Source organism: Neisseria sp., from assembly GCF_030527965.1.
Classification (GTDB): domain Bacteria; phylum Pseudomonadota; class Gammaproteobacteria; order Burkholderiales; family Neisseriaceae; genus Neisseria.
In genome coordinates, this window is sequence record NZ_JAUMZU010000010.1 from 1 (window position 1) to 24468 (window position 24468).

A 24468-nucleotide genomic window follows, 5' to 3' on the forward strand; every position below is an offset into this window, starting at 1 on the left:
GGATAATTCTAACTTAAATTTGAATTTCCCTAGTTATCTAGGACAGCCCCTAATTTAAAATAATTTGTCTATTAGTGGTGCAATATGGGCACCAATGTTGCGCTTAGGGGCAGGTGGTCTGATAGGGTTAGCCATGGGGCGCTATTGTGTAGTTTGGCATCAATAATTCTGAGATTGCGGGTGTAGATGCGGTCAAGGCTTAGGAGTGGCATGCGGGCGGGGAAGGTTTTGGGGCGTGAGCCGAAATAGCTGACGAAGACTTCTGTCAGGCCGAGTGTGCGGCCGATGTTTAAACAGGATTTTTGACGCCAATCGTTGAAGTCGCCGGCAAGAATGAGCGGGCTTTGGGGATGGACGTATGTGGTTACGTATTCAAAAATGGCGGTGTATTGTTTTACGCGGTCGGTTTCCAATAAATTAAGGTGGGCGCATAGGCAAACGATGGGAAGCGGCCAACCTTCAGGTTGGATTTCGCAATGTAACACGCCTCGTTTTTCAAGTTTGTTGACTGTGATATTGAGATTGTGGCGGGTGTCGATAGGCAGATGACTGAGAATGGCGTTGCCGTGGTGTTTTTCTTTGTAGACAGCGTTTTTCCCGTAGCTGGAATGGTAAGCGAGGCGTTGCCCGAGGATGTCGTAATGGGGCTGGTCGGGAAATTCCGGTAATTTGAATTGGCGTTGCAGGTTTTCACCTTGCACTTCTTGTAGGAACAAAATATCGGCACGCAGGCTTTTGATGGCTTCGGCCATGTTGTCGACGTAAACGAAACGGTTAAGCGGAGACATGCCTTTGTGCATGTTGTAGGTTGCGATGCTAATGGGGCTTGGAGACGGCATGCGGTTTGGTTTTCCGTAAAGTTTGTGTTGTTTATAAGTATAGTCAAATAACAATATAGGCCTGTCTGAAAAGATATTCAATCTTTTCAGACAGGCATTTTTAATGTTGCGCTAAATTTAAGATGGCGGAACGGTTGGATGGTGAGAATACCAGTTTGGCTGCTGCCGCCATATCGAGCCACTGATAAGCGGTGTGCTCGGTTAGCTTGATTGTGCTGTTTTGGGGAATGATTGCGGAAAAAAAGTGTTCGGTATTGTGGGTGGTGCCGGCGGGATACCGATGGCGCCAATGGGGATAGATTTCATATACCGTGTGTTCGTGCCAATCGTTTAAATCGTTGTGCGACAAACGGATGCCGGTTTCTTCCCATACTTCGCGTAGGGCGGTTTCAGACAGGCATTCTCCTGATTCGATGCTGCCTGTAACCGATTGCCAAAATCCTGCGCGATCGGCGCGTTCCAACAATAAGATATTTCCCTTTCCGTCGTGCAATACGACTAAAACTGAAATGGGTTTTTTGAGGGGTTTTGATTGTTGTGTCATTAATTGCTGTCCGGATCGATGGATTCGGTGTTATTACGGGCTTTGATGCCGGCACGCAAAATGGCTGTGTCGGTGGGTTCTGCGGCTTCGTTGAGAATGCGCACTTCGCGTTGAGGAAACGGGAACTCGATATTTTCTTCGTTGAAGTGTTTCCAGATGTCTAACAAAATGGCCGAAAACAAACCGAGGAAGCCGTTTTCCGGATCGGCCACCCAGAAAGTTACGCGGAGGTCGATGCCGTTATCGGCAAAGCCGATCAAATAAGCTTTGGGCGGCGGCGTGCTTTCGACGCGGCTTTGGGCGGCGGCGCAAGATTGCATGATTTCCAATGCCCGCACGATGTCGGAACTATATGATACTTGTACATCCAAGCTTTGCGACAAGGATTTGCCGGTATAGGATTCGTTGACCACCATGGAGGTGATGAAGGTTTCGTTCGGCACTAAAGCTTCGGCGCCGGCAGAGCTACGCAATACGACGAAGCGGGAAGTGATTTTGGTTACATAACCGGTAAAGTTGTTGACCGTCAATCTGTCGCCGGGGCGGATGGAGCGGTCGCCCAAGATGATGAACCCTGAAATGTAATTGCTGGCGATTTTTTGCAACGCAAAGCCGATGCCGACGCCCAATGCGCCGCCGAATACCGACAAGACGGTTAAATTGATGCCGACCAATGGTAAGGCAATTAACACGGAGAGAATCATTAAAACAGTTTTGATGATATTCGACAGCATAATCCGCAGATTGATATCAAGCCTGGTGCTGGCCATCAATTTATTCTGGATGATTTTGGCAAGCCACATGGCCAAAACCATAATCATACCAACCCAGAGCGCGCCGGTAACGATGGTGTAAAGGTTTAGCGTGCTGGAGCCGACGGTAAATTCAAGACCTTTCATCCAGTTGATAATGATGTCGCTAATACCGGAAACCCAAAGTAGGAAGCAGCCCCAAAACACACTGGCTAAAGTGCGTTCGAGCCAGCCGGATAATTTATGCGCGGGCATGGCCACATGTACGATGGCTAGGGCAGTGCGTATGAGAATCATCCATTGGGTGGCCAGCAAGAGAAAGCGCAACCAGAGCGGATGAAAACCGAGAACATTCCATACGATAACGGCAAAGAATGTGATGACCAGCATTAATACGGGCCATAATATCCGCTTGCCGAGATGGCGCAGAAAGGTAAAGTGGGTGTTGTTGGAAATCAGATATTTGCGTATTAATATTTGGGATAGCCAAAAAGACAAGCCCATAATGCCGATGACTACAGCGATATCAATCCAACTTGAAGGATGTTGAATGCTTACTTGCAAAAGCTGCGAGGTAAATTCGTCGCGCTGAAACAAGGAAAGTAAAAATTGCTTGAAATTTTGACCGGTATTGTGAATTAAATCGGATGTGCCCAAGTTGGATACTGATAATGAAATATCTAAAAAATTGAGTAAGGAAGGCATGGAAAATAATGATAAAAAGGAAATTAGCTGCATTATAAAGAATGTCGTTGATATTGGAAAAGAAGGAAATGCCTGTCTGAAAAACCTCGGTATTATTTTTATTGTGGTTTTTAATGTTCGGTCAGGTTGCCGCCGTCATATTTGTGCAAATGAGTGAATATTTGGGCGGAAGCAAATGTTATCGCACCGATAACCCAGAAGGTGTAGCGAAACGCATTGTGCAAATCACCGTTGCTGATTTCCGGAATACTGAAACGGTTTAGCAATAAGGCACCTAATGCGATGCCTAAACTAATGGCAAGCTGCTGGTTGACCGTCATCAGACTATTGCCGCTACCGGTTTGCTGCGGCCGTAAATCGGCTATGGTTAAAGTGTTCATCGCAGAATATTGCAGGGAATTGCACATTCCTAAAAAAAACAATAATGGAATCAAGAGCCAAAATGGCGTTTGGGCGGTCGGGAAAGACAGCAACATAATCACTACGCCGATAATGCGCGTATTCCAGATTAATGTGTTCCGGTAGCCCGCGCGTTCAATCAGCGGCTTGACTAAGGGTTTGGTCAATAAAGCCGCCAGTGCGATGGGCGCGAGCGTCCAGCCTGATTCTGCGGGGCTTTTTCCAAATACGACTTGTAACAACAAAGGCAACAAGAAAGGCACGGCCGCCATGCCGAGGCGGCAAGCGAGATTACCGGATATGCCAAGGCGGAACGTTCGCACTTGAATCAGATGCAAGGGATAAAGAGCTTGTTCATTATGCTTGGCATGTTGCAGGTAAAGCCAGAATGCAATAATGCCGGGAATGGCCGCGGCAATGGCGAAGCGGTATGCACCGGGCCGAGTCAGCGTTTCCATCGCAAAACTAAGCAATACTGCGCCTGCCGCAAACAATAAAAATCCTGATACGTCGAATCGCGACACTTTATTTTCCGGCGAGTAAAAATCCGGCAGAATTTTGAGCGTGAGTAAAATACCAATGGCGCCAATCGGCACATTAATTAAGAAAATCCAATGCCAATTCGCATATTCCACCAGATAGCCGCCAACCAAAGGTCCAAGCACAGGGCCTAAAAGCGCGGGCATAATGATGTAGTTCATGACGGATAACAACCGGTTTTTTTCATAAGCGCGAATCACAACCAAACGAGGTACGGGCATCAGCATGGAACCGCCCATTCCTTGAACCACCCGTGCAATAACCAGCATATTAAGATTAGGCGCCGCCGCTGCCATTAATGAGCCGGCAACAAACAACCCCATTGCGACGGCAAATACTTTGCGCGTGCCGTAACGGTCGCATAAATAGCCGCTTAACGGCATCAGCAACGCCAGCGTGAGAGCGTAAGAAATCACTGCCGATTGCATATTAAGCGGCGACTCGTGCAAGTCCAACGCCATTTTGGGCAATGCCGTATTGAGGATGGTGGCGTCCAACATTTGCATGAAAATCGATAATGCAAGCAAAAAAGGCAAATGTTTGTGCGGTTTGGAAGAAGTCATTTTAATCGAAATATCAGATTATGAATGGTTGGAGTAATGCTCAAAAGGTAAGGAATGCCTGTCTGAAAACCCTAATAGAATAAGCCGATTTCAAGCAAGAATCAAATCACTAGGTGCAGGCGTGGGTAGCGTATTGATTACTCGCTGCATGGATTTGTTGTCGGCTGTAACATTTGTTGATAAATAATATATAATCGAATTTGCTGAATTCAGAGCCGGTAATCGCAGCCGGCTTCTTTGTCTATCGAAAACAACCGCTTAAAAGGAGAATCCGAATGGCTACCCGTACCGAACACGATACCATGGGCAATGTAGAAGTACCGTCTGAAGCTTATTGGGGCGCGCAGACCCAACGCAGCCGAGATAATTTTAAAATTGGCGGAGAAACCTTGCCGCAACCTCTGATTGAGGCCATGGCTTTGGTAAAAAAGGCGGCTGCCGCCACCAATGCTTCGCTCGGCCGTATTAAGCAGGAGCAGGCAGATTTGATTACCCAAGCCGCCGATGATGTGTTGGCCGGCAAATTGGACGGGCAATTTCCGTTGGTCGTATGGCAGACCGGTTCCGGTACGCAATCTAACATGAATATGAACGAAGTATTGGCTAATCGCGCCAATGAAATTGCCGGTACCGGCTTGGCCGCATATCAGCCCGTACACCCGAACGACCATGTCAATCACGCCCAATCCACCAACGACAGTTTTCCCACCGCCATTCATGTGGCGGCGGCAATACAAATCAACAAATTGCTGATTCCCGCCGTTCAAGCTTTGCGCAACACTTTGGACGAGAAAGCCAAAGCATTTGCATCCATCGTTAAAATAGGCCGTACTCACTTGCAAGACGCCACACCGTTAACACTGGGGCAAGAGTTTTCGGGCTACGTTAACCAGCTTGATCATGGTTTAATCCGTTTGCAAGATGCCCTCAAAGGTTTGTATGAGCTGCCTCTGGGCGGCACTGCCGTTGGCACCGGCTTGAATAGCCATCCTGAATATGCCGTTAAAGCCGCGGCTAAGTTGGCCGAGTTAAGCGGCTTGCCTTTTGTAACCGCTCCAAACAAATTTGAAGCGCTTGCTGGGCGCGATGCGGCCGTTTATGCATCCGGTGCTTTGAAAACATTGGCCACCAGCTTGAATAAAATTGCTAACGACGTTCGTTGGTTGTCCAGCGGCCCGCGGTGCGGTTTAGGCGAAATCAAGATTCCTGAAAACGAACCCGGTTCGTCCATTATGCCGGGCAAGGTTAACCCTACCCAATGCGAAGCGATGACGATGGTATGCTGCCAAGTGTTTGGTAATGACGTTACCATCGGTATGGCAGGGGCAAGCGGCAATTTTGAACTGAACGTGTATATGCCGGTTATCGGCTACAATCTGTTGCAGTCCATCCGCCTATTGGGAGATGCTTGCAACAGCTTTAATGAAAATTGTGCCGCCGGCATTGAGCCTGTGCCAGAAAAAATCGACTATTTCCTGCATCATTCGCTAATGTTGGTCACCGCACTTAATCGCAAAATCGGCTATGAAAATGCAGCCAAGGTTGCTAAAACGGCTTATAAAAACGATAAGTCTCTGCGCGAAACAGCGATTGAACTGGGCTTGCTAACAGGAGAGGAGTTTGACGAGTTGGTTAAACCCGAAGATATGGTCAGCCCGCGTTAAATTTAAAACAAAGCCTAAAATCGCCCGAAGGATTATCCTTCGGGCGATTTTTAATTAAAAGCCTGTCTGAAAACTTAACCTTGCAGTAATAGACTTTATGAAAATAATTTAAGTCAATTATAATTAAAGCATGGGCTGGCTTTTGATATGTCTTGTATTCAAAATTAAAAATGTTCTTGTATTGCTATCGATCAATACAGTAAAAAAATCAGGATATTGAAAATACAATATCCTGATTTTCATTAAATAAATAAAATGCACACCATTGACACAAGTTATGTGCTATGTTGTTAATTTTATTCATTTTATTGGTGCCGACAATGAGACTTGAACTCATACGACCTAGGGTCACCACCCCCTCAAGATGGCGTGTCTACCAATTTCACCATGTCGGCATAAACTTTAATTTATTGAGCGCTGGAAGCGGCTGATTTTGTATCGGCGGCAGGCGCTGAGGTTTTGTTTTCTTTCGCTGGGGCATTTTGCTGTTGTACTGAGCTAAAATCCAGCCCGTGCTTTGGAACGTTGGTGTCAATGTACACTAAGCTTAGGCAGCTTGCGAAAAAAACTGTTGCTGCGATGGCTGTAGCGCGGCTGAGGAAGTTGGCACTGCCTGCCGAACCAAAAACGCCTTGAGCACTACCACTACCACCAAATGTGGCTCCTGCGTCAGCGCCTTTGCCTTGCTGCATCAGGACCAAGATAATCACGGTAATTGAAGCAAAAATGTTCAATAGCCAGATAATGGTTTTAATGGTTTCCATAATATTCTTTATTAAGAAGATTCTTGGGCGGCTTCGATAATAGCGGTAAACGATTCGTATTTAAGCGATGCGCCGCCAACCAATGCGCCGTCAACGTGGGATACGCTGAAGATGTCAGCCGCGTTCTTTTCGTTTACACTGCCGCCGTAAAGAACGCGAATTTTAGCATCGTCACCACATAATGACAAGATTTCGTTGTAAATAAAATCGTGCATATCGGCAATTTGCTCTTTGGTGGCGACTTTGCCTGTGCCGATGGCCCATACCGGCTCGTAGGCTACGGCAAAATTTTTGGTTTTTAAGCCTTTGAATACGGAAAGTTGGTAGGCTACGGCTTCTTTTTCCCTGCCGTCTTCACGTTCTTTTAGGCTTTCGCCCACGCACAAGAGGGGTATGAGCCCTACATTGAGCACATTTTCGATTTTGTGGCGTTGTATGTCGTTTTTTTCATTAAAATAAAGGCTGCGTTCGGAATGGCCGATCAAAACGATGTCGACTCCGACGTCTTTCATCATTTCAGCCGATACTTCGCCGGTATAGGCGCCATTGCCGTTAAAACGGCTTACGTCTTGCGCGCAGGTCAGGATTTTGTTTTCTAAGACGATTTTAATGGCATTATGTACTTGCGATAGGTAAACCGTGGGCGGGGAAATGCCGATGCATACATTGTCCACTTTATGAAGCGAGCGCAATTTGTGGACAAGCGCATTGTTATTTTGCAACTGGCCGTTCATTTTCCAGTTGCCGATGACCCATTTTTTATCCCACATGGTTTGCTTTCCTTTCTTGCATTTTCATGGCAGGCGGTTGCTGTGCTTGCCGATTGTACCGCAAATTAACTGCATCGTCTTGCTGTTTTGTAGTAAGGTGTAGCGTGCTGGTGATATAGTGCTCAGTCTGCAAGAAACTTGCTCATTTTATTAATATGATTTTTGAATTGAAAAGAATAGAACGATATGTATGAAGTTGCTTTTTCTTCCCGTGAAAAACCGGAACTTTACCGTGAACTATTGCCTCAGATTCGGGCTGTTATCGAGGGAGAAGCCAATTTAACAGCCAATCTGGCCAATATCACGGCTGTTTTGAAACAGGCATTCAGCTGGTTTTGGGTTGGTTTTTACTTAGTGGAAGATGATCAGTTGGTTCTGGGGCCGTTTCAAGGCCCGGTGGCTTGTACTCGGATTGATTATGATCGTGGGGTTTGTGGGCAAAGTTGGGCCAGCGGGCAGACCATTGTGGTACCCGATGTTAACCGTTATGCAGGGCATATTGCTTGCTCCTCTTTTTCACAATCGGAAATTGTGGTGCCAATCTTTAATGAAGCGGGTAATGTGGTAGCGGTTTTGGATGTGGATTCCGACCAATTAAACCAATTCGATCAGACCGATGCGGATTATTTGGCGCAAATCTGTCTTATGATTTCAAAACAACATTTCAATTGAATTGATGAGAGCCTGTCTGAAAAACCGATGGGAATTTTCAGGCAGGCTTTACTGTTAAAACCTAAACAAAAGCATTATAATCAGCGCCAGATTACTATCGATAATGATAAACAATGGAGCCACGCCATGGATTTTTACAAAGCACGTTTCAATATGGTAGAACAACAAATCCGCCCGTGGGATGTACTGGATTTTGATGTTTTGGACGCATTGGAAACCATTCCGCGCGAAGAGTTTGTGACCGAAGAACAAAAAAATTACGCATATGCCGATATCAGCCTGCCTCTTCCTAACGGCGGGTATATGTTGGAACCGCGAGTTGTTGCTCGTTTGGCGCAAGCTTTGGCGTTGAAAAAAGATGAGAAAGTTTTGGAAATTGGCACCGGTTCCGGCTATGCTACCGCTTTATTGGCTAAGCTGGCCAAAGAAGTGGTTACCATTGATTTGGATGCGGCTCAACAAACCCTTGCCAAAGCGGCGCTGGATAAAATCGGGCAGGAAAATATCGTTTTTCAAAATGGCGACGGTTTGACCGAGCTGGTTGGCGGCGCGCCGTTTGACGCCATTTATGTAGGCGGCAGCGTACCCGCTGTGCCGGAAGTTTTGAAAGGCCAGCTGAAAGAAGGCGGGCGGTTGGTTATTATTACGGGTGGCAAACCCGTGCAACACGCTCGTTTGATTACGCGGCACGGTGATGATTTTACTGACGTTGTTTTATTTGACACGATGGTTGCAGGCTTGCAGGCGCCTAAGGTTGTGGCTTCGACGAAGTTCAGTTTTTAATCTGTTTTGTTGGTTATCTTTATGAAATAAGCTGCTTTAAAATGCAGCTTATTCTTTATTCTATGATAGGGAAACCTTATGAATCCTGTTATTTCCCAGCTTACGCCCGATGAATTGAAAGTTTTCTTAGAGGCCCATCCGGATACGATATTGTTAGATGTGCGGGAAGATGATGAAGTTGCGTTTTGCAGCCTTCCTAATCATGTTCATATTCCGATGAACATGATTCCTTTGCGGCATAACGAATTGCCGGATGGTTGCCCGATCGTGCTTTATTGTCATCATGGCATACGCAGCTTGCATAGTGCCATGTATCTGGCGGAAGCAGGTTTTGAAGACTTATACAACCTCAAAGGAGGAATTGATGCGTGGGCTTTAGAGGTTGATCCGGAAGTACCTCGTTATTGATCCAACCGTCGGTTATGGTGTTGAGGCCTGACTAAGGAAGCAATTCTTTTACCTTTTGGCCTTCCGCTTGTGCCAATGATGGGCGGTATATGCGCGCCAGAGTAGTAACACGGCAAAATAGCCGACAATGGCGAATATGCTGCCGAGTATCGGGACACCGATAAGCAGCGGTTTTCCCGTGCCAATAAGCCATGCCCATGCTTCGCTGAAAAAATTGTCGCCCCATTGAGGGAAATTTAGGGTGCCTGCTTCTTGTCCCATCAAAAAACTTCCGATGCGGTAGGCCAAGTAATAGAGTGGCATGTAGGTAATCGGATTGGTATACAGCGTAGTAAATACGGCAAGCGGTAGGTTGGTGCGTAAGAAATAAGCAATGATTAATGCGCTAAGCATCTGAGTAGGGCCGGGCATCAAGCCGCAAAATAGTCCTACTGCTACGGAAACGGCGGCCTGCCGACGGTTGAGCGTCCAGAAATAGGGTTTGTCAAACATCGGTGCGAAAGGCTTGGTCCAACGCGAGGCGAATATGTCTTCACGTTTTGGCAGCCGTTGGCGTAAGGTTTTTCGGCGTGGTTCGGTCATAGGTTTGGATGTGTGCGGTAAAAAACTTATATGGTATCGGTAATCGAAATTTAAATGCCTGTCTGAAAACAAAGCGGTTTTCAGGCAGGCATTTTGCTATGAATTTATTTTTTCCAATAAGCGGGTGTAAAGAGGATGAACACGGTAAAAATTTCCAGCCGGCCCAGCAGCATGACGATAGAACATAACCATTTTTGCATATCGCTCAATTCGCTGTAATTGTGGGCAGGGCCGACGGCGCCCAAACCCGGGCCGGCATTGGTAATGCAGGCGACGGTGGCGGTAAAGGCGGTCATAAAATCCAAGCCGGCTATCATTTGGGCGAAAGTAAAAAAGATGATGGTCATGAAATACACAAAGATAAACGCCATCACGGCCAATGCGGTACGCTCGGAAATCAGGCGTTTGTCGACTTTTACCGTACGCACGGCGTTCGGGTGGAGCAATAACAGCATCTCGCGCAGGCTGAATTTGGCTAATACCACGACCCGCGCCATTTTGACACCGCCGCCCATCGAGCCGGTATTCGCGAGAATATTGGCGAGGAAAAACATCCAGAGCGATACGATCAGCGGCCATTTGGCGAAATCATAGTTGGCAAAACCGCCGGCCAAGCCGGTTGAAATGAAGTTGAAGCTAACGAAACGGAATGCTTCCGGCAAGCTGGCGTAATATTCTTTATGCCAGAGGTAAAAACTGCATATCAGGATGCTGCTGGTAAGCAATAACAGCATCGTTCTGCTTTCTTCATTGAGCCAGTATCCTTTAAGCGAGCGCTCGCGTATAGCAGAGAAATGGCTGGCGAAGTTAATGGCGCCCAGTAAGGTCACCACAGACAATACGATTTCAATGGCAATGGAGTTGAAATAAATAACACTGTCGTTGTGGGTGGAAAAGCCGCCGAGGGAGATGGCCGATAACGCGTGGCACAGCGCGTCAAACCAGCTCATGCCTGCCCAATGAAGGGCAAAGAAAGCCAAGGCGGTGGTTAATGAATAGAAAATCCACAATCTTTTCGCCACTTGGGAAATACGCGGCGCGATTTTGCTGTCTTTATCAATACCCGGAATTTCGGCTTTGAACAGTTGCGTGCCACCCACGCCCAGCATCGGCAATACGGCTACGGCCAACACAATAATCCCCATGCCGCCCAGCCAGTTGAGCATATGGCGCCAGAAGTTGAGTGAAGGGGCCAATGTGTCGAGGCTGGATATGACTGTGGCACCGGTGGTAGTCAGGCCGGAAATGGCTTCGAAAAAAGCATCGCCGTAACTCATGTCGGGCAGGTAAAGATAAAGCGGTACGGCGGAAATGGCCGCAAAACCGACCCAAAGCATCACCACAAGCGTGAAGCCGTCGCGTGGCAGCAGCTCGCGTTGGAAATTGAGTGTTGCCAGCCAGCTGACCGCGGAGCCGATAAATGTTACGAAAGCGGTTTGGGCAAACACAGTAAACGTGCCGTCCACATAAAAATAGGAAAACAGCGTCGGTATCATCAAAATCATGGCATAAAACACGCCGAGTTTTGACAATACGTGGATGATGGGAAGAATTTTACGGTTTTGCATGGTGGTTTGTTGTTTTCAGACAGGCATTGCCTATCCGGGCTGTTGTCTTGCTTAACTTAATGGGTGTAATGCCTGTCTGAAAAGGTTTTTCTTAGCCGAAAAAGCCCATTCTGACTTGAATCAGTTTTTCCAGCTCGCGAAGCACGCGTCGACGGGAAACGAAGAAAATCACATGATCGCCGTCGACCAGCACCACATCTTCCTTGTGCCCCATCATTACCTCGTTTTCACGAACAAGGCCGGCAAAATGGCAGCCGGAAGGCCATTTTACTTCGGAAACCCGACGGCCGACCAAAGCAGAGGTTTCCGGCGTGCCGTGTACCACAACTTCGATGGCTTCTGCCGTACCGCGCCGCAAAGAATACACCGCAACCACATCGCCGCGCCGGATATGCGCCATGATATGACCGATGGTCACCAAATTGGGCGACACCACAATGTCAATCTGGTTGCCTTCTAGCAAATCCACATAACGTGAACGGTTGATAATCGTCAGCACCCGTTTGACACCCAAGTCTTTGGCCAGCAGGCTCGACATGATGTTGTTTTCATCATCGTTAGTCAGCGCGCAAAATACATCGGTTTCATCAATATTTTCATGCGCAAGCAAATTCTCATCGGAAGCCGAGCCAAGCAAGACCAGCGCGTTATCCAGATTTTCAGCCAGCCATTCGGCACGTTGCGTCCGATTTTCGATGATTTTAATGTCATACAGGTTTTCCACTTCTTTCGCCAGCCGGTAGCCGATATTGCCGCCACCGGCAATAATCACGCGCTTGGTGCGTTGGGCAAAAGGCCTGAGCTCGCGCAGAATGGTTTTTACATAACGGCTGTCGGCCAGAAAGCATACTTCGTCGCCTTCGATAATAATTGTTTTTGCTGAAGGCACAATCAAGCGGTTGTTACGGTAAATGGCACAAATCTGGCAATCCACGCCTTCGGGCAGGTGGCTGTTGATTTCCGAAATTTCCCGATTGACCAGCAGGCCGCCGTTGTGCGCCTCGACAATAATCATTTTGGCTTTTTCATCGGCAAAACTTAATACCTGCAAAGCATTGTTGTAGCTAAGCAAGCCAACCAACCGCTCCGTGACCAAGTCTTCAGGGTGGATGGAATCGGTTACGCCGAAAATTTGCAGGCAGTTTTCCAATTCGTCTTCTTTATCGATTTTGTATTCGACGTAATCGGTTTGGCGCACGCGGGCTATTCGGTCTGGAATATTGAATATGTCTGCAGCGATTTTACAGGCCAGAAGATTGGTTTCATCGCTGCGCGTTACCGCCAGCAATAAATCGGAATCCGCGGCACCGGCCGATTCGAGTACCGCCGGAGAAGCGCCGTTGCCCACAATCGTCTGCACGTCCAGCCGGCTGCCGATGTTTTTTAACGCCTGCTCGTTTATATCGACAATCGTTACATCATTGTCTTGCGCCAGATTGTCGGCCAAAGTCGAGCCGACTTGGCCGCTGCCGAGAATTAGAATTTTCACGTTCGAACCGTTTGCTCCGTTGGAATCGGCGTTATTGTAAACCAAAACCGGAAAATCATGTTTTCAGACAGGCATGGCACTGGCGAGCTAACTGCTTAATGTGTGTTTGAAATGCAAGGAGACGGCTTTGCTTGAGAGTTCAGAAAGAAAGAGTAAAAGCCGCTGAACGCTTTCAGCGGCTTTTACCGGATTTGGCGGAAGCGGTGAGATTCGAACTCACGGAGGGCTATCAACCCTCGACGGTTTTCAAGACCGTTGCATTAAACCGCTCTGCCACGCTTCCTTCTTGAATAAAACAAAATCACTTCGAGGTTTTTGGCGGAGGCGGTGAGATTCGAACTCACGGAGGGGGTTAGCCCTCGACGGTTTTCGAAACCGTTACATTAAACCGCTCTGCCACGCCTCCTGCATGCTTTTGAAGATTGGCGGAAGCGGTGAGATTCGAACTCACGGAGGGCTATCAACCCTCGACGGTTTTCAAGACCGTTGCATTAAACCGCTCTGCCACGCTTCCGTTTCTTGAAGACGCGGATATTAGCGGAAAAGAAAGGTTTTGCCAAGTGGTTTTCGTGCGTTTGTTTCTTTATTTGCGTTGTTCGGGCCGTTGGAATACCCATTCGTTTTCGTTGGACGAGGCGGGATGGAATGTATAGCCTTCGTAATCGAAATTTTTCAGGTCTTCCGGCTGGGTAATGCCTTGTTCGGCGGCGTAGCGCACCATCAGGCCGCGTGCGCGTTTGGCATAAAAACTGATGATTTTATATTGGCCGTTTTTTTCATCTTTGAATACGGGGGTAATCAATCGCGCATTGAGTTTTCCGGTCTGAACGGCTTTGAAATATTCTTGGGAGGCAAGATTAATCAAAACGCTGCTGCCGGCTTGAGCCATAGTTTGATTGAGCAGCCGGGTAATGCGCTCGCCCCAGAATTCATAAAGGTTTTTGCCGCGTGTGTTGGCAAACGGCGTACCCATTTCCAGCCGATAGGGCTGAATTAAATCTAACGGCCGCAATAAGCCGTATAAGCCGGAAAGCAGGCGGACGTGGTTTTGCAAATAGTCGATTGCGTCGGTATTCAGATCTGCGGCATTCAGGCCTTCGTAAACGTCGCCGTTAAACATGTAAACCGCTTGTTTGGCGTTTTCGGGGGTAAACGGAGTGTGCCATGCGGCGTTACGCTCGGCGTTGAGCAAGGCGATTTTGTCGGAAACGTGCATCAGCGCTGCGATGTCTTGCGGGGCGAGTTTGCGTACTTCACGCATCAGTTTTTCCGATTCTGCCAGTAAATCGGGCTGGGTAAAGCGGGTGGTGGGCGAAGGGTCTTTTTCGTTGAGATTTTTGGCGGGAGATAGTATGAAAAACATAGGGCTTCTTTCAAAATCGGACGGTCTACACTTTAAAACCGCTGTGGCCGCTTGGCAAGGCTGTTGCTGTTGAAATCGGCAATGGTGTCGATTAATGTAAACGGAATGCCTGTCTGAATGTGTTTTCAGACAGGCATTGTGCTATTAACGGGCTAGAGTTCCGGTGCTTCGGGCAGCGTCATGTCTAAAACGGTTTGCTCTTGCTTTTTGCGGAAGTCGTCTAATTTTTGCGCCAAAGCGGAATCTTCGTTGGCCAGCAGCGAAAGGGCAAACAGGGCGGCGTTGGCGGCGCCGGCTTCGCCTATGGCAAAGGTGGCAACGGGAATGCCTTTGGGCATTTGTACGATAGACAATAAAGAATCTTCACCGTGCAGGTATTTGCTAGGTACGGGCACACCGAGTACGGGAAGGGTGGTTTTGGCCGCCACCATGCCGGGCAAATGAGCTGCGCCGCCGGCTCCTGCGATGATGGCTTTCAGGCCTCTGCTGCGAGCGGTTTCCGCGTATTCAAACATTAAATCGGGCGTGCGGTGGGCGGAGACGACGCGGGCTTCGTATTCGACGCCGAAGTCTTTTAAAAAGCGGGCGGCATGCTGCATAACGGGCCAGTCGCTGTTGCTGCCCATAATGATACCGATTTTAGCCATGTTGTTTTCCTTGAGCTTGATGAGTAGGAGATGATTTTCAGACAGGCATTTGATGGACGGATGCCTGTCTGAAAACGGTGGGTTTATTGGTTAAGCTGCTTGAGGGCGCGTTTTGCGGCGGGGCTGTCGGGATAGGTTTGAACCAGTTTGCGCCAAGTGGTTTTGGCGATGTCGCGCTGCTGCATGTTGTATTGGCACTGGCCGATATTGAACAAGGCTTCCGGCGCTTCGCTGCTGTTGCGGTAGCGAATGGCAAGGCGGTTGCCGATGTTGATGACGGATTCGCAGTTTTTTAAATGTTGGTGGCTCTGCATCAGCAAAAACATGCTTTTGCGGGCGGTATCGCTGCCGTCGCCGCCGCTTTCAGCTTGTTTGAGCGTGGCAGCGGCAGCGGCGAAGTGCCCGCTGCGATATTGGCTTTGGGCGCGTTGAAGGGTTTCTACGGCGTTTTGTTGTACCTGCTGGCTTTGTGCGGCTTCTGCGGCCGAAATGCTGCTGCCGGAAGAGGGCGCGGTTCGTGAGGCCGGCCGGCTGCTGCGACGCTCAAGTTGTCTGACGCGGGTTTGTAGAATCTGCACTTGCTGCTCTAAGCGGCTGACTTGAATGCCGAGTTGGTTGATTTGGGTTTGCGCATCGGGGGCGGGATAACGGATGCTTTCTTCCTGTATGTCGGACTCGTTCGGCTGACCGGGCGTGTGTGGCAAACGGCTGCCTGCGCAAGCGGTCAGGGTGCAGATTAATAAGAGGGGCAGGGCTTTTTTCATCATAATACGGGCGATAAGGTATTTATTTTTTTAGAAGAAGCGTCAAACCATCGCCTATGGGCAGGGTGATGGGAATGATGCGGTTGTCGTGTGGCAGGTTTGCATTGAAGGTTTGCAGAATGCCAACGGCCGGGGTGTCGTCGTCGGTAACGGGAGAGGCAACCCGCCCGCTCAGTAACACGTTGTCTATGGCAATGATGCCGCCGCTGCGTACCAATGTGAGGCATCGTTCGTAGTATTGCGGGGTAGGCGGCTTATCTGCATCGATAAACGCCATGTCGTAGCTGGCGGCGCGGCCTTCGGCAATCAATTCGTCGAGCGTTATCAGAGCCGGCTGCAGATGGAGGGAGATTTTATGGGCAACGCCTGCCCGATTCCATGATTGACGGGCGATATCGGTAAAGCTGACGTTGATGTCGCAACAGGTTAGTTTTCCGTTTTCAGGAAGGGCGAGCGCCACGGCGGTGCTGCTGTAGCCTGTGAAAACGCCGATTTCCAGATAATTTTCCACTCGGATTAACCGCGCGAGCCAGGCGAGCATGGCCGCTTGTTCGGGTGCAATCGCCATCTTGCCCAAGCGGTGGCTTGAGGTTTCCCGGCGTAGCTGCGTCAACGCGGGATGCTCCGCTTCGCCGATGGTACGCAGGTATTCCGTTAATCCGCTGGCGGAAGTGGCGTGGATGCTCATGTTGTTGATGTTAGTCGGGCTGGTAGGCGTAGGGTTTTTTCGGCAGCTTGGCTGCTTCGAAACCGGCCTGTTCTTCGGGGCTGAGTTCTACATCCCACAGCAAGCCGCGGTTTTTGAGGCGCTGTTCGGCTTCTTTAGGGTGTTTTTCAATGTATTCGTTGAGAAACTGGGTTGTTTCGGATTGATAGTTATACATGTTTTATTCCTTATGATTGTATTGGTTTTGGTGTTTCAGCCTCTTGCCGGTTGCTGAGGCCGTAAATTTCACGACAGGAAACCAACCGGTTGGCCCTGCTTTTCGGTTTTTGTATGGCTTTGTTGCTATTATAGCGTGAAATTTTTTTGTCGGCAGCAACGTAAATCTGTGATAGCCGCCTGCAAAACAAATTGTCAGCGCCGCGCATGCGGGTATAATTGGTCCGTTTGGTATGCCTGTCTGAAACCTTTGCAGAGGCATTTGGCGGCAAGATGCTTCTGCAAAGGTTTTAAGCGGAATCTTTGTGTTTCAGACAGGCATTGATGATGGGTTTGTAAACACAGGAAGACTATGCTGAAAAAATTGTGGCGTAAGATGGTACCGGCCAAAGCACGTGCGCATAAGCGCGTGCTGCCGTTTTCGGAGCATCACCTGGACGCAGACAAATTGAATTTTGCCGCTGAAAAAGTTGTAGAACGCTTGCATCAGGCGGGTTACGAAGCTTATGTGGTAGGCGGTGCGGTGCGCGATTTGTTATTGGGTGTGGAGCCGAAAGATTTTGACGTGGCAACCAACGCCACGCCCGAGGAAGTAAGGAAGGTGTTTCGCCGCAGCCGGATTATCGGGCGGCGTTTCCGAATCGTGCATGTGATGGTGGGGCCGGAAACCATCGAGGTAACCACTTTTCGCGGCGGCCAGAGCGCGCAGCAAAACGAACACGGCCGTATTATGAAAGACAATACTTACGGCTCGATAGAAGAAGACGCGATGCGGCGCGATTTTACCTGCAATGCCTTGTATTTCGATCCGATACGGCGCGAAATCATTGATTTTCATCATGGTGTCGAAGATGTGCGGGCTAAACGGCTTGTGATGATCGGCGAGCCGGAAGCGCGTTATCAGGAAGATCCGGTGCGGATTTTGCGAGCCATCCGTTTGTCGGGCAAATTGGAGTTTGAAATCGAAGCGGCGACCGCAGCGCCGATTCAAGCCAATTCGGCGCGCTTGAAAGATGAGCCGGTAGCGCGTTTGTTTGACGAAATTTTAAAAATCCTGCTTTCAGGATACGGTGGCGCCTGTGTGGCCGCGCTCAGAAAATCCGCCATCGACACTTCTATCCATCCGATTTTGGACGCGTTGCAGCAATCGAGTCAACAGGATGGCAAAAGCATGGTTTCGTTGGCGCTGAAGAATACCGACGAGCGCTTGCGTGCCGATAAATCGGTGTCGGTCGGTTTTGTATTGGCGGCGGTGTTGTGGCCTCAGGTTTACCGCTATTGGCAGCAACATTTGGCTCAAGGAGAGAAATCTGCGGCGGCTTTAAACAGCGCTATTGCCAGAATACGCGAGGAAATGGAAAAAGGCTGGGGCGTGCCGCAACGCTTTTCGGCAACCATGCGTGAAATCTGGACGTTTCAGCCGCAATTCGATTTTATCCGCGGCGGGCGCCCGCATCGCTTGTTGTCGCAGCAACGCTTCCGCGCAGCGTATGACTTTTTAATATTGCGCGCCCAATTAGGCGAGGTGTCGCAGGAATTGGCCGATTGGTGGACTGTGTTTCAACATGCAGATGAAACACAACGTCAAGAAATGACGGCGGCCGGTCATATCATTTTTACTCAAAACGGCGAAACGGGCGAGCCTAAGAAAAAACGCCGCCGCAAACCGCGTAAACGCAAACCGCAAGCAGCGGTTGAATCCGATAGCTGAAACGGTGTTTCAGCAGTTTCTTAAATAAAGGCAATGCCTGTCTGAATTATTCAGGCAGGCATTGCTACGGAACAGATGATGAAGCAAACAGCCGTTATCGCATTAGGCAGTAATCTGCAAAATCCCGAAGAGCAAATTCACAATGCGCTTGCCGCATTGGGCGCACATCCGAAAGTGTGGATTCGGAAAACTTCTTCGCTTTATCGCACGGCGCCCGTCGGCTATACCGATCAGCCGGATTTTATCAATGCCGTTTGTATTATCGAAACGGAGCTGGCTGCTGCCGATTTATTGGCAACGCTCAATCGGATTGAAGCAGAAGCGGGGCGCGAGCGTGCTTTTCGCAACGCGCCGCGTACTCTGGATTTGGATATCATTGATTATGCGGGTATTCAGTCTGATGATCCTCGGCTGACTTTGCCTCATCCGAGAGCGTCGGAACGCGGCTTTGTGATGTGGCCGCTGGCCGAGATTGCTCCGGAGTTTGCCTTGCCGGGGATGGCGGAAAGTGCGGGGCAAATAGCCGAGCGTTTGGGTAGCGAAGGTTTGATTAAAATATGAATGTCATAAACGGAACGGATATGGTTTTAACGGCACTTGCCTAAATTGCCGCGCTTGGCAATAATCGGCCGATGGAAAAATAAAGGAAACAAACCGAATGGATTATCGTTATATTGTTGTAGAAGGCACCATAGGCAGTGGAAAATCGGAAGTCAGCCGACGTTTGGCAGAGTATTTCGATGCGCTTTATTTAACTGAAAACCCGGAGCGCAACCCTTTTCTGGAGCAGTTTTACCTCAATACCACCAATCACGGCTTGGCTACCGAGCTCTATTATCTGATGCGGCGCGCCGAAGCGGTCGACACCATCAACGCGGAAGAAGAAGGCAACCGCCGTATCGTGGCGGATTTCCTTTTGGAAAAAGACCAGATATTCGTGCCGGTGGTGTTGAAAGGCAAGGAGCCGGGCAACGAGCAAACTTTATTCTGGCAGATTAAAAACAAAATCATGCCTGAATTTCCAGTTCCCGATTTGGTGATTTATTTGCAAACTTCGGTTGAAAATACGAAAAAACGCCTGCAAAAACGTGGAGATAACGTTTTAAATTTCTTCCCTGCGGGGCATTTGAATCAGATTCATGAAGAATACCGCCGTTTTTTCCATCTTTATCAAAACTCTCCGCTGCTGATCGCCAATGCCGATGAAATGGATTTTGAAGAAAACGAAGAGCATTTTGAAATGCTTATTCGTGCGATGGGCGATATGAAAGGCAGCCGCCATTATTTAAACTTAAGTGAAAAATAAACCTAATGCCTGTCTGAAAGCACTTGATTTTATGCGGCTGAATTGTTCAGACAGGCATATTTCGTGTTGGTTGGAAACAAGCTTTTTTTTAAATAGTTTTTTCAAAGAGAAGCCAAATACCTAACGCAAGACAAACCAAAATTGAATTATATTTCGGAATATAAAAATACATGATTACCGTTAATACCTTGCAGAAAATGAAAACCGAAGGCGAGAAAATCGCCATGCTTACCTGCTATGAAGCCAGTTTTGCCGCTTTGATGAACGAAGCGGGTGTAGATGTCTTGCTGGTGGGCGATTCACTCGGCATGACCGTGCAGGGCCAAACATCGACGCTGCCGGTTACTTTGCGCGATATGTGTTATCACACTGCCGCCGTAGCGCGGGGCAATCGGAATGCGATGATTGTGGCCGATTTGCCGTTTGGCGCTTATCAGGCCAGCAAAGAACAGGCTTTCGCTGCTTCGGCTGAATTGATGGCGGCGGGGGCTCATATGGTTAAGCTGGAAGGCGGCGCATGGATGGCGGAAACCACTGGTTTTCTGCAAATGCGCGGAATACCGGTGTGCGCCCATATCGGGCTGACGCCGCAGTCGGTGCATGCGTTCGGCGGCTACAAAGTGCAGGGAAAAGGCGATGCAGCGGCGTCGGCACTTTTGCATGATGCCCAAGCGCATAATCAGGCGGGCGCGGCCATCATTTTGATGGAATGTGTTCCTGCCGAGTTGGGGCGGCTGGTTACCGAACGCGTGTCGTGTCCTACCATCGGCATCGGTGCGGGCTTGGATTGCGACGGTCAAGTATTGGTTATGCACGACATGCTGGGCGTGTTTCCCGGCAAAACGGCTAAATTCGTGAAAAATTTCATGATTGAACAGACTAGTATCCAAGATGCGGTAAAAGCTTATGTTGACGCGGTAAAAAATCAAACTTTCCCCGCTCCGGAACATACGTTTGCATCTTAAAAAGAAGGGCGAAACGATATGGCAATGAAAAAAATTTTAATCCTGATGATGGCTTCGGGGCTTGCTGCTTGCAACGTGCCGTCGAATGAAACCAAAGGTGCATCGATGGAAATTAAAGTAGAAGCCAAGGCCGCTTTGGATCAAGGCATTGCCGAATATCAACGGAAAAATTACACGGCTGCATTTCCTTTTTTCCAGCAGGCAGAGCAGTTGGGGCATATGAAGGCCGCCCGTTATATCGGGTTGATGTATCTTAACGGCTACGGCGTGTCAAAAGATTTGACTGAAGCGACAGCCGCATTTTCGCGCGCTGCCGAGAAAGGTGATATTACCGCCCAATATTGGTTGGGCTGGTCGTATGAAAACGGCAACGGCGTGCCTCGGGATTATGCTAAAGCCCGTTATTGGTACGAACAATCAGCTATGCGCGGAGATATCATCGCAGCCCCTGCCATTACGGCTTTGGGCAGAATGTATGAAAACGGTATCGGCGTTGCCGCGGATAAGCAAAAAGCCGTTGCTTATTACCGGCAGGCGGCGGCTGTGGGAGAAGAGCAGGCCAAAAAAGCGCTTGAGCGGTTGGGTACGCCATAAGGTATCAATGCTGTTTCAGACAGGCATTTCAATTACGATAATTTGAAGGAAACCATTTATGAAGCCAACAAGCATGATTACTTCTTTGCTATTGATGGCACTACCTGTTGCGGTTGCCCATGCGGGCATTAAAAATGTTACTGCATTGAGCGAATCTACACCGTATGGGCAGAAGGTAACCGCCGCCGCAGTGGAATATGATGAACCAATCAACAATTCAACGTTATCAACCGACAGCTTTCAAGTCGCCGGGCGTACGGTTACCGGGGTTTATGCAACTGACCGTATTGCGTCTGCCAGTCGTCCTAAGAGTGGAAAAATCGTGATGATCAAGTTGTCGCCCGATGATGCTGATGCCGCGCTCACCGTACATGAAGGTCACGACCCTTCGGTAGAAAGAAAGATTAATTTGCAAGTTTCACAGGTTAAGCCTTTGAAAGCTGCCAAGCAACGAGTCGTTATGCCAGGCAAAGCGCAAAGCAGCCGTATGGTGAATGAAATCGTTGATGATTTCAAACAAGCCGAGTTTAAAGACCCTGCCAGCGGCGTTACGGTTAAATACAATCTGTTTGTACCGAAAAATTACGATCCGAAAAAGCGTTATCCGTTGGTAATGTTTATTCATGATGCGGGCGCTACCAATAGCAATGTACGCAATGCGTTGTTGCAAGGCGACGGTGCAACTTCATTTGCCAGCCCTGAGTTTCAAGCTAAGCATCCGGCTTTTGTATTGGCGCCTCAATATGATCATACGATTGTGAACGATAATTCCGATGATCCTGTCGACCTTGATCCGACGATTAATCTGATTAAACAACTGGAACGGCAATATCGCATTGACGACAAGCGTATTTATACAACCGGCCAGAGCGGCGGCGCCATGATGTCGATTGCAATGAATATCAAATATCCTGATTTTTTTGCCGCCAGCTATATCGTGGCAGGCCAATGGGCGCCTGAAAAAACGGCGCCGATGGCGAAAAACAAACTGTTTATTTTGGTTTCCCAAGATGATGCCAAAGCCTATCCGGGTGAAAATGCGATTACCGAGGTGCTGGCCAAACATGGTGCTGATGTTCAGAAAGCTGTGTTTGCGGATGGCAGCAATATCGCACAAATGAACGAAGAAACCCGCCGGTTGCTTGCTAAAGGCGGCAACGTGCACTATGCGGCCATTCGCTCAGGAACGCTGCCCGATCAGGTGAAGGATCCGAACAGTACCAATAAGGGCCAGGCACATGTGGGTACTTGGAAAGTGGCTTATGATATTGCCGCCATACGTGATTGGTTGTTCAGCCAACGTAAACCCTGATGCCTGTCTGAAACCATGCTTGTGTTTAAGCAAGCATGGATTGTTTAATTTATGAAAGTATTAATGTGAAAATTATCCATACAATCAAAGAATTAAGGGAATGGCGCAAAGAGGCAGGGCTTGTGGCGTTTGTACCGACCATGGGCAATTTGCACGAGGGGCATCTGGCTTTGGTGCGGGAGGCCAAAAAATATGCCGATCAAATCGTAGTCAGCATTTTTGTGAACCGTTTGCAGTTTGGGCAAGGCGAAGATTTTGATCAGTATCCGCGCACCTTGCAACAAGATGCCACCAAGCTGGAAGGCGAGGGCGTGGCTGTTATATTTGCGCCCGACGAACGGGAATTGTACCCGCGCGTTCAGCAACAATATAATGTGGAGCCGCCGAATCTGCAAAACGAATTGTGTGGAATGTTTAGACCCGGGCATTTTCGCGGCGTAGCTACCGTTGTTACGAAATTATTCAATATCGTTGAGCCTGACGTAGCCTGTTTCGGTAAAAAAGATTACCAGCAACTGACCATTATTCAAGGCTTGGTTGATGATTTGAATATGGATATCCGAATCGTTCCGGTCGACACGGGGCGGGCTGCCGACGGGTTGGCACTGTCAAGTCGCAATCAATATCTGAGCCAGGCCGAGCGCTTAGAAGCGCCGAGGTTATATCGGGAATTGATTACAATGGCTCAAGCCATCGAAAGCGGCGATGTCGATTATGCGGGATTAGAAAATGTCGCCAAACAACATTTGCATGATGCAGGCTGGGCGATCGACTATGTGGAAGTTCGCCATGCCGGTAACCTGCAAGTGGCTCATGCCGGCGACAAGCATATTGTCATTGTTGCGGCGGCCCGTTTAGGCAATACTCGTTTAATCGACAATATCGAAGTAAGTCTAGACTGATACGTATAGCGATTTGCCGGATTACAAACAATGCCTGTCTGAAAACCTCTTTTCAGACAGGCATTGTTCAATTTTTAAAACAGTTTTTGATATCAGCCACATTTTACTCTTGCCGGAGTCAGCGCCATGATTTCCTCCGTCGACTGGTTTTGTTCCGTTTGTGTTAAAAGATGCACACCTGCTTGTCGTTTGGTCAGCACTAATCCGTATACTGCCGCCGCATGCGGCCACCAGCGATCGCCTGCCGCTTCCATAAAGCCCAACAAATGCAGTGCCGATTTATTCTGCACCATAGGCCGATATGCCATAAATCGTCCGCTTTCGATTGAAAAACCCAGGTTGTGAACGCTTTTTTTCAAGCGCGGCAATGGTATACATTTATTTTTCAGAGGATAATATTTTTTGTTAAAACAACGGCTAAACCTCAAAATGGAATGCGGGTTTAATCCGGTCAGCACCAAACGACCTTCAGGTTTTAATGCTCTGTATGCCTCGGCCAAAGCTAAAGTATATGCATCACAAAACTCCAACACATGCGGCATGAGCAGCAAGTCTAACGAACCGGTCATCCAAGCGGAATATTCTGCTCGCATTTTGAAATCATATTCGCAGCGGATAACTTGATGGCCGCCAAGCAAAGCCCATTCCGGCATCCCCATCTGTACCGTCGTGCCAAAGGCATAACGCGAAGCAGAATGATTGAAGAAACTTTCTTCCTGCTGCTGCACGTAATGTCCCAGTAATGTTTCATCAAACCAACAACTCAGATTGTTGCGATTCATATCCTTAAATCCGTTATCGTTTAAGAAACGTTGGTCAATTTACAGGCGGCTTTTAAACATTTTCCAAATGCAAATAAAAATGCCAAACTAAGTTTGAAAGGAATGAACCGCCATAATGTCAATTGATAACGCACCTTGATATTCGCGAAATAAAACACGCATCATACCAATGAAGCAGGCATTTCAAAATAAAACAT

The 24468-nt window shown here is 48.5% G+C and carries 26 protein-coding genes and 4 tRNA genes; 11 read left to right on the top strand and 19 right to left on the bottom strand.

Annotated features, from left to right (window positions below; genetic code table 11):
* Positions 1-71: 71 nt before the first annotated feature.
* The 4 genes from Q4A84_RS05660 to Q4A84_RS05675 all read right to left on the bottom strand — a co-directional run bounded on the left by Q4A84_RS05660 (position 72) and on the right by Q4A84_RS05675 (position 4342).
* Entirely contained in the window at positions 72-839 is a 768-nt protein-coding gene (locus tag Q4A84_RS05660; RefSeq protein WP_303087962.1) for an endonuclease/exonuclease/phosphatase family protein, read from the bottom strand.
* Between the two features lie 100 nt (positions 840-939).
* Positions 940-1383 (bottom strand): dihydroneopterin triphosphate diphosphatase, encoded by a 444-nt coding sequence (gene nudB, locus Q4A84_RS05665; RefSeq protein WP_303087963.1) that lies wholly within the window; start codon positions 1381-1383, stop codon positions 940-942.
* Positions 1383-2840 (bottom strand): mechanosensitive ion channel family protein, encoded by a 1458-nt coding sequence (locus Q4A84_RS05670; protein ID WP_303087964.1) that lies wholly within the window; start codon positions 2838-2840, stop codon positions 1383-1385. The genes nudB and Q4A84_RS05670 overlap by 1 nt, the downstream gene beginning before the upstream one ends.
* Positions 2841-2950: 110 nt before the next feature.
* Positions 2951-4342, bottom strand: a complete 1392-nt coding sequence (locus Q4A84_RS05675; RefSeq protein WP_303087965.1) for a DHA2 family efflux MFS transporter permease subunit — start codon at positions 4340-4342, stop codon at positions 2951-2953.
* Positions 4343-4617: 275 nt separating this feature from the next.
* Here Q4A84_RS05675 and fumC point away from each other — a divergent pair, with 275 nt between their 5' ends.
* A complete protein-coding gene (fumC, locus tag Q4A84_RS05680; RefSeq protein WP_303087966.1) occupies positions 4618-6006 on the top strand; it encodes a class II fumarate hydratase in 1389 nt (462 codons plus the stop codon).
* Between the two features lie 309 nt (positions 6007-6315).
* Here the strand turns inward: fumC and Q4A84_RS05685 are convergent.
* The 3 genes from Q4A84_RS05685 to tpiA all read right to left on the bottom strand — a co-directional run bounded on the left by Q4A84_RS05685 (position 6316) and on the right by tpiA (position 7540).
* Positions 6316-6401 (bottom strand) — tRNA-Leu (locus tag Q4A84_RS05685).
* Between the two features lie 12 nt (positions 6402-6413).
* A complete protein-coding gene (gene secG, locus Q4A84_RS05690) occupies positions 6414-6770 on the bottom strand; it encodes a preprotein translocase subunit SecG (protein WP_303087967.1) in 357 nt (118 codons plus the stop codon).
* A gap of 11 nt (positions 6771-6781) precedes the next feature.
* Complete coding sequence (gene tpiA, locus Q4A84_RS05695; protein ID WP_303087968.1) at positions 6782-7540, bottom strand: triose-phosphate isomerase; 759 nt, start codon at positions 7538-7540, stop codon at positions 6782-6784.
* A gap of 186 nt (positions 7541-7726) precedes the next feature.
* Between tpiA and Q4A84_RS05700 the strand changes: the two genes are divergently transcribed.
* The 3 genes from Q4A84_RS05700 to Q4A84_RS05710 all read left to right on the top strand — a co-directional run bounded on the left by Q4A84_RS05700 (position 7727) and on the right by Q4A84_RS05710 (position 9403).
* A complete protein-coding gene (locus tag Q4A84_RS05700) occupies positions 7727-8212 on the top strand; it encodes a GAF domain-containing protein (RefSeq protein WP_303087969.1) in 486 nt (161 codons plus the stop codon).
* A 126-nt stretch (positions 8213-8338) separates the two neighbouring features.
* Entirely contained in the window at positions 8339-8995 is a 657-nt protein-coding gene (locus tag Q4A84_RS05705; protein ID WP_303087970.1) for a protein-L-isoaspartate O-methyltransferase, read from the top strand.
* Between the two features lie 78 nt (positions 8996-9073).
* Complete coding sequence (locus tag Q4A84_RS05710) at positions 9074-9403, top strand: rhodanese-like domain-containing protein (RefSeq protein WP_303087971.1); 330 nt, start codon at positions 9074-9076, stop codon at positions 9401-9403.
* 48 nt (positions 9404-9451) lie between these two features.
* Here Q4A84_RS05710 and Q4A84_RS05715 read toward each other — a convergent pair whose 3' ends face one another.
* The 11 genes from Q4A84_RS05715 to Q4A84_RS05765 form a co-directional block, all read right to left on the bottom strand.
* Positions 9452-9985 (bottom strand): DUF2062 domain-containing protein, encoded by a 534-nt coding sequence (locus Q4A84_RS05715; RefSeq protein ID WP_303087972.1) that lies wholly within the window; start codon positions 9983-9985, stop codon positions 9452-9454.
* 104 nt (positions 9986-10089) lie between these two features.
* Positions 10090-11553, bottom strand: coding sequence for a TrkH family potassium uptake protein (locus Q4A84_RS05720; protein ID WP_303087973.1), 1464 nt, complete (start codon positions 11551-11553; stop codon positions 10090-10092).
* Positions 11554-11644: 91 nt separating this feature from the next.
* Positions 11645-13042 carry a Trk system potassium transporter TrkA gene (gene trkA / locus Q4A84_RS05725; RefSeq protein WP_303087974.1) on the bottom strand — a complete coding sequence of 466 codons (1398 nt, stop codon included), beginning with the start codon at positions 13040-13042 and terminating at the stop codon, positions 11645-11647.
* Positions 13043-13234: 192 nt separating this feature from the next.
* Positions 13235-13325 (bottom strand) — tRNA-Ser (locus Q4A84_RS05730).
* A gap of 33 nt (positions 13326-13358) precedes the next feature.
* Positions 13359-13448 (bottom strand) — tRNA-Ser (locus Q4A84_RS05735).
* A 17-nt stretch (positions 13449-13465) separates the two neighbouring features.
* Positions 13466-13556 (bottom strand) — tRNA-Ser (locus Q4A84_RS05740).
* 69 nt (positions 13557-13625) lie between these two features.
* A complete protein-coding gene (gene yaaA / locus Q4A84_RS05745) occupies positions 13626-14405 on the bottom strand; it encodes a peroxide stress protein YaaA (RefSeq protein ID WP_303087975.1) in 780 nt (259 codons plus the stop codon).
* 152 nt (positions 14406-14557) lie between these two features.
* Positions 14558-15052 (bottom strand): 5-(carboxyamino)imidazole ribonucleotide mutase, encoded by a 495-nt coding sequence (gene purE / locus Q4A84_RS05750; protein ID WP_303087976.1) that lies wholly within the window; start codon positions 15050-15052, stop codon positions 14558-14560.
* 83 nt (positions 15053-15135) lie between these two features.
* Positions 15136-15819, bottom strand: a complete 684-nt coding sequence (locus Q4A84_RS05755) for a tol-pal system YbgF family protein (RefSeq protein WP_303087977.1) — start codon at positions 15817-15819, stop codon at positions 15136-15138.
* Between the two features lie 19 nt (positions 15820-15838).
* A complete protein-coding gene (locus tag Q4A84_RS05760) occupies positions 15839-16504 on the bottom strand; it encodes a class I SAM-dependent methyltransferase (RefSeq protein WP_303087978.1) in 666 nt (221 codons plus the stop codon).
* A 10-nt stretch (positions 16505-16514) separates the two neighbouring features.
* Positions 16515-16700, bottom strand: a complete 186-nt coding sequence (locus Q4A84_RS05765) for a DUF3460 family protein (RefSeq protein ID WP_303087979.1) — start codon at positions 16698-16700, stop codon at positions 16515-16517.
* Positions 16701-17051: 351 nt separating this feature from the next.
* Here Q4A84_RS05765 and pcnB point away from each other — a divergent pair, with 351 nt between their 5' ends.
* From pcnB to panC, 7 genes are all read left to right on the top strand, one after another.
* Positions 17052-18410 (top strand): polynucleotide adenylyltransferase PcnB, encoded by a 1359-nt coding sequence (pcnB, locus tag Q4A84_RS05770; RefSeq protein ID WP_303087980.1) that lies wholly within the window; start codon positions 17052-17054, stop codon positions 18408-18410.
* Positions 18411-18488: 78 nt separating this feature from the next.
* The gene (folK, locus tag Q4A84_RS05775) at positions 18489-18971 is read left to right on the top strand and encodes a 2-amino-4-hydroxy-6-hydroxymethyldihydropteridine diphosphokinase (protein WP_303088050.1); all 483 of its coding nucleotides are present in this window, start codon (positions 18489-18491) and stop codon (positions 18969-18971) included.
* A gap of 97 nt (positions 18972-19068) precedes the next feature.
* Positions 19069-19716 (top strand): deoxynucleoside kinase, encoded by a 648-nt coding sequence (locus tag Q4A84_RS05780; protein WP_303087981.1) that lies wholly within the window; start codon positions 19069-19071, stop codon positions 19714-19716.
* A 170-nt stretch (positions 19717-19886) separates the two neighbouring features.
* Positions 19887-20681, top strand: coding sequence for a 3-methyl-2-oxobutanoate hydroxymethyltransferase (gene panB, locus Q4A84_RS05785; protein WP_303087982.1), 795 nt, complete (start codon positions 19887-19889; stop codon positions 20679-20681).
* Between the two features lie 24 nt (positions 20682-20705).
* A complete protein-coding gene (locus Q4A84_RS05790; protein ID WP_303087983.1) occupies positions 20706-21275 on the top strand; it encodes a tetratricopeptide repeat protein in 570 nt (189 codons plus the stop codon).
* 58 nt (positions 21276-21333) lie between these two features.
* Entirely contained in the window at positions 21334-22587 is a 1254-nt protein-coding gene (locus Q4A84_RS05795) for a PHB depolymerase family esterase (RefSeq protein WP_303087984.1), read from the top strand.
* Positions 22588-22652: 65 nt separating this feature from the next.
* Positions 22653-23489: a pantoate--beta-alanine ligase gene (gene panC, locus Q4A84_RS05800; RefSeq protein ID WP_303087985.1), complete on the top strand. Its 837-nt coding sequence runs from the start codon at positions 22653-22655 to the stop codon at positions 23487-23489.
* 92 nt (positions 23490-23581) lie between these two features.
* On the opposite strand, the gene Q4A84_RS05805 is transcribed toward panC, so the two are convergent.
* On the bottom strand, positions 23582-24271 hold the full coding sequence (locus tag Q4A84_RS05805; RefSeq protein ID WP_303087986.1) for a class I SAM-dependent methyltransferase: 690 nt from the start codon (positions 24269-24271) through the stop codon (positions 23582-23584).
* Positions 24272-24468 lie beyond the last annotated feature (197 nt).

Bases quoted from the DNA above. Each gene is read 5' to 3' on its own strand.
- Q4A84_RS05795 (WP_303087984.1), top strand. From the start codon at position 21,334: ATGAAGCCAACAAGCATGATTACTTCTTTGCTATTGATGGCACTACCT.
- Q4A84_RS05805 (WP_303087986.1), bottom strand. From the start codon at position 24,271: ATGAATCGCAACAATCTGAGTTGTTGGTTTGATGAAACATTACTGGGA.
- Q4A84_RS05755 (WP_303087977.1), bottom strand. From the start codon at position 15,819: ATGATGAAAAAAGCCCTGCCCCTCTTATTAATCTGCACCCTGACCGCT.
- Q4A84_RS05675 (WP_303087965.1), bottom strand. From the start codon at position 4,342: ATGACTTCTTCCAAACCGCACAAACATTTGCCTTTTTTGCTTGCATTA.
- Q4A84_RS05780 (WP_303087981.1), top strand. From the start codon at position 19,069: ATGGATTATCGTTATATTGTTGTAGAAGGCACCATAGGCAGTGGAAAA.
- Q4A84_RS05700 (WP_303087969.1), top strand. From the start codon at position 7,727: ATGTATGAAGTTGCTTTTTCTTCCCGTGAAAAACCGGAACTTTACCGT.
- Q4A84_RS05710 (WP_303087971.1), top strand. From the start codon at position 9,074: ATGAATCCTGTTATTTCCCAGCTTACGCCCGATGAATTGAAAGTTTTC.
- Q4A84_RS05765 (WP_303087979.1), bottom strand. From the start codon at position 16,700: ATGTATAACTATCAATCCGAAACAACCCAGTTTCTCAACGAATACATT.
- fumC (WP_303087966.1), top strand. From the start codon at position 4,618: ATGGCTACCCGTACCGAACACGATACCATGGGCAATGTAGAAGTACCG.
- yaaA (WP_303087975.1), bottom strand. From the start codon at position 14,405: ATGTTTTTCATACTATCTCCCGCCAAAAATCTCAACGAAAAAGACCCT.
- Q4A84_RS05715 (WP_303087972.1), bottom strand. From the start codon at position 9,985: ATGACCGAACCACGCCGAAAAACCTTACGCCAACGGCTGCCAAAACGT.
- secG (WP_303087967.1), bottom strand. From the start codon at position 6,770: ATGGAAACCATTAAAACCATTATCTGGCTATTGAACATTTTTGCTTCA.
- Q4A84_RS05660 (WP_303087962.1), bottom strand. From the start codon at position 839: ATGCCGTCTCCAAGCCCCATTAGCATCGCAACCTACAACATGCACAAA.
- folK (WP_303088050.1), top strand. From the start codon at position 18,489: ATGAAGCAAACAGCCGTTATCGCATTAGGCAGTAATCTGCAAAATCCC.
- purE (WP_303087976.1), bottom strand. From the start codon at position 15,052: ATGGCTAAAATCGGTATCATTATGGGCAGCAACAGCGACTGGCCCGTT.
- Q4A84_RS05760 (WP_303087978.1), bottom strand. From the start codon at position 16,504: ATGAGCATCCACGCCACTTCCGCCAGCGGATTAACGGAATACCTGCGT.
- pcnB (WP_303087980.1), top strand. From the start codon at position 17,052: ATGCTGAAAAAATTGTGGCGTAAGATGGTACCGGCCAAAGCACGTGCG.
- tpiA (WP_303087968.1), bottom strand. From the start codon at position 7,540: ATGTGGGATAAAAAATGGGTCATCGGCAACTGGAAAATGAACGGCCAG.
- Q4A84_RS05720 (WP_303087973.1), bottom strand. From the start codon at position 11,553: ATGCAAAACCGTAAAATTCTTCCCATCATCCACGTATTGTCAAAACTC.
- panB (WP_303087982.1), top strand. From the start codon at position 19,887: ATGATTACCGTTAATACCTTGCAGAAAATGAAAACCGAAGGCGAGAAA.
- Q4A84_RS05670 (WP_303087964.1), bottom strand. From the start codon at position 2,840: ATGCCTTCCTTACTCAATTTTTTAGATATTTCATTATCAGTATCCAAC.
- Q4A84_RS05705 (WP_303087970.1), top strand. From the start codon at position 8,339: ATGGATTTTTACAAAGCACGTTTCAATATGGTAGAACAACAAATCCGC.
- nudB (WP_303087963.1), bottom strand. From the start codon at position 1,383: ATGACACAACAATCAAAACCCCTCAAAAAACCCATTTCAGTTTTAGTC.
- Q4A84_RS05790 (WP_303087983.1), top strand. From the start codon at position 20,706: ATGAAAAAAATTTTAATCCTGATGATGGCTTCGGGGCTTGCTGCTTGC.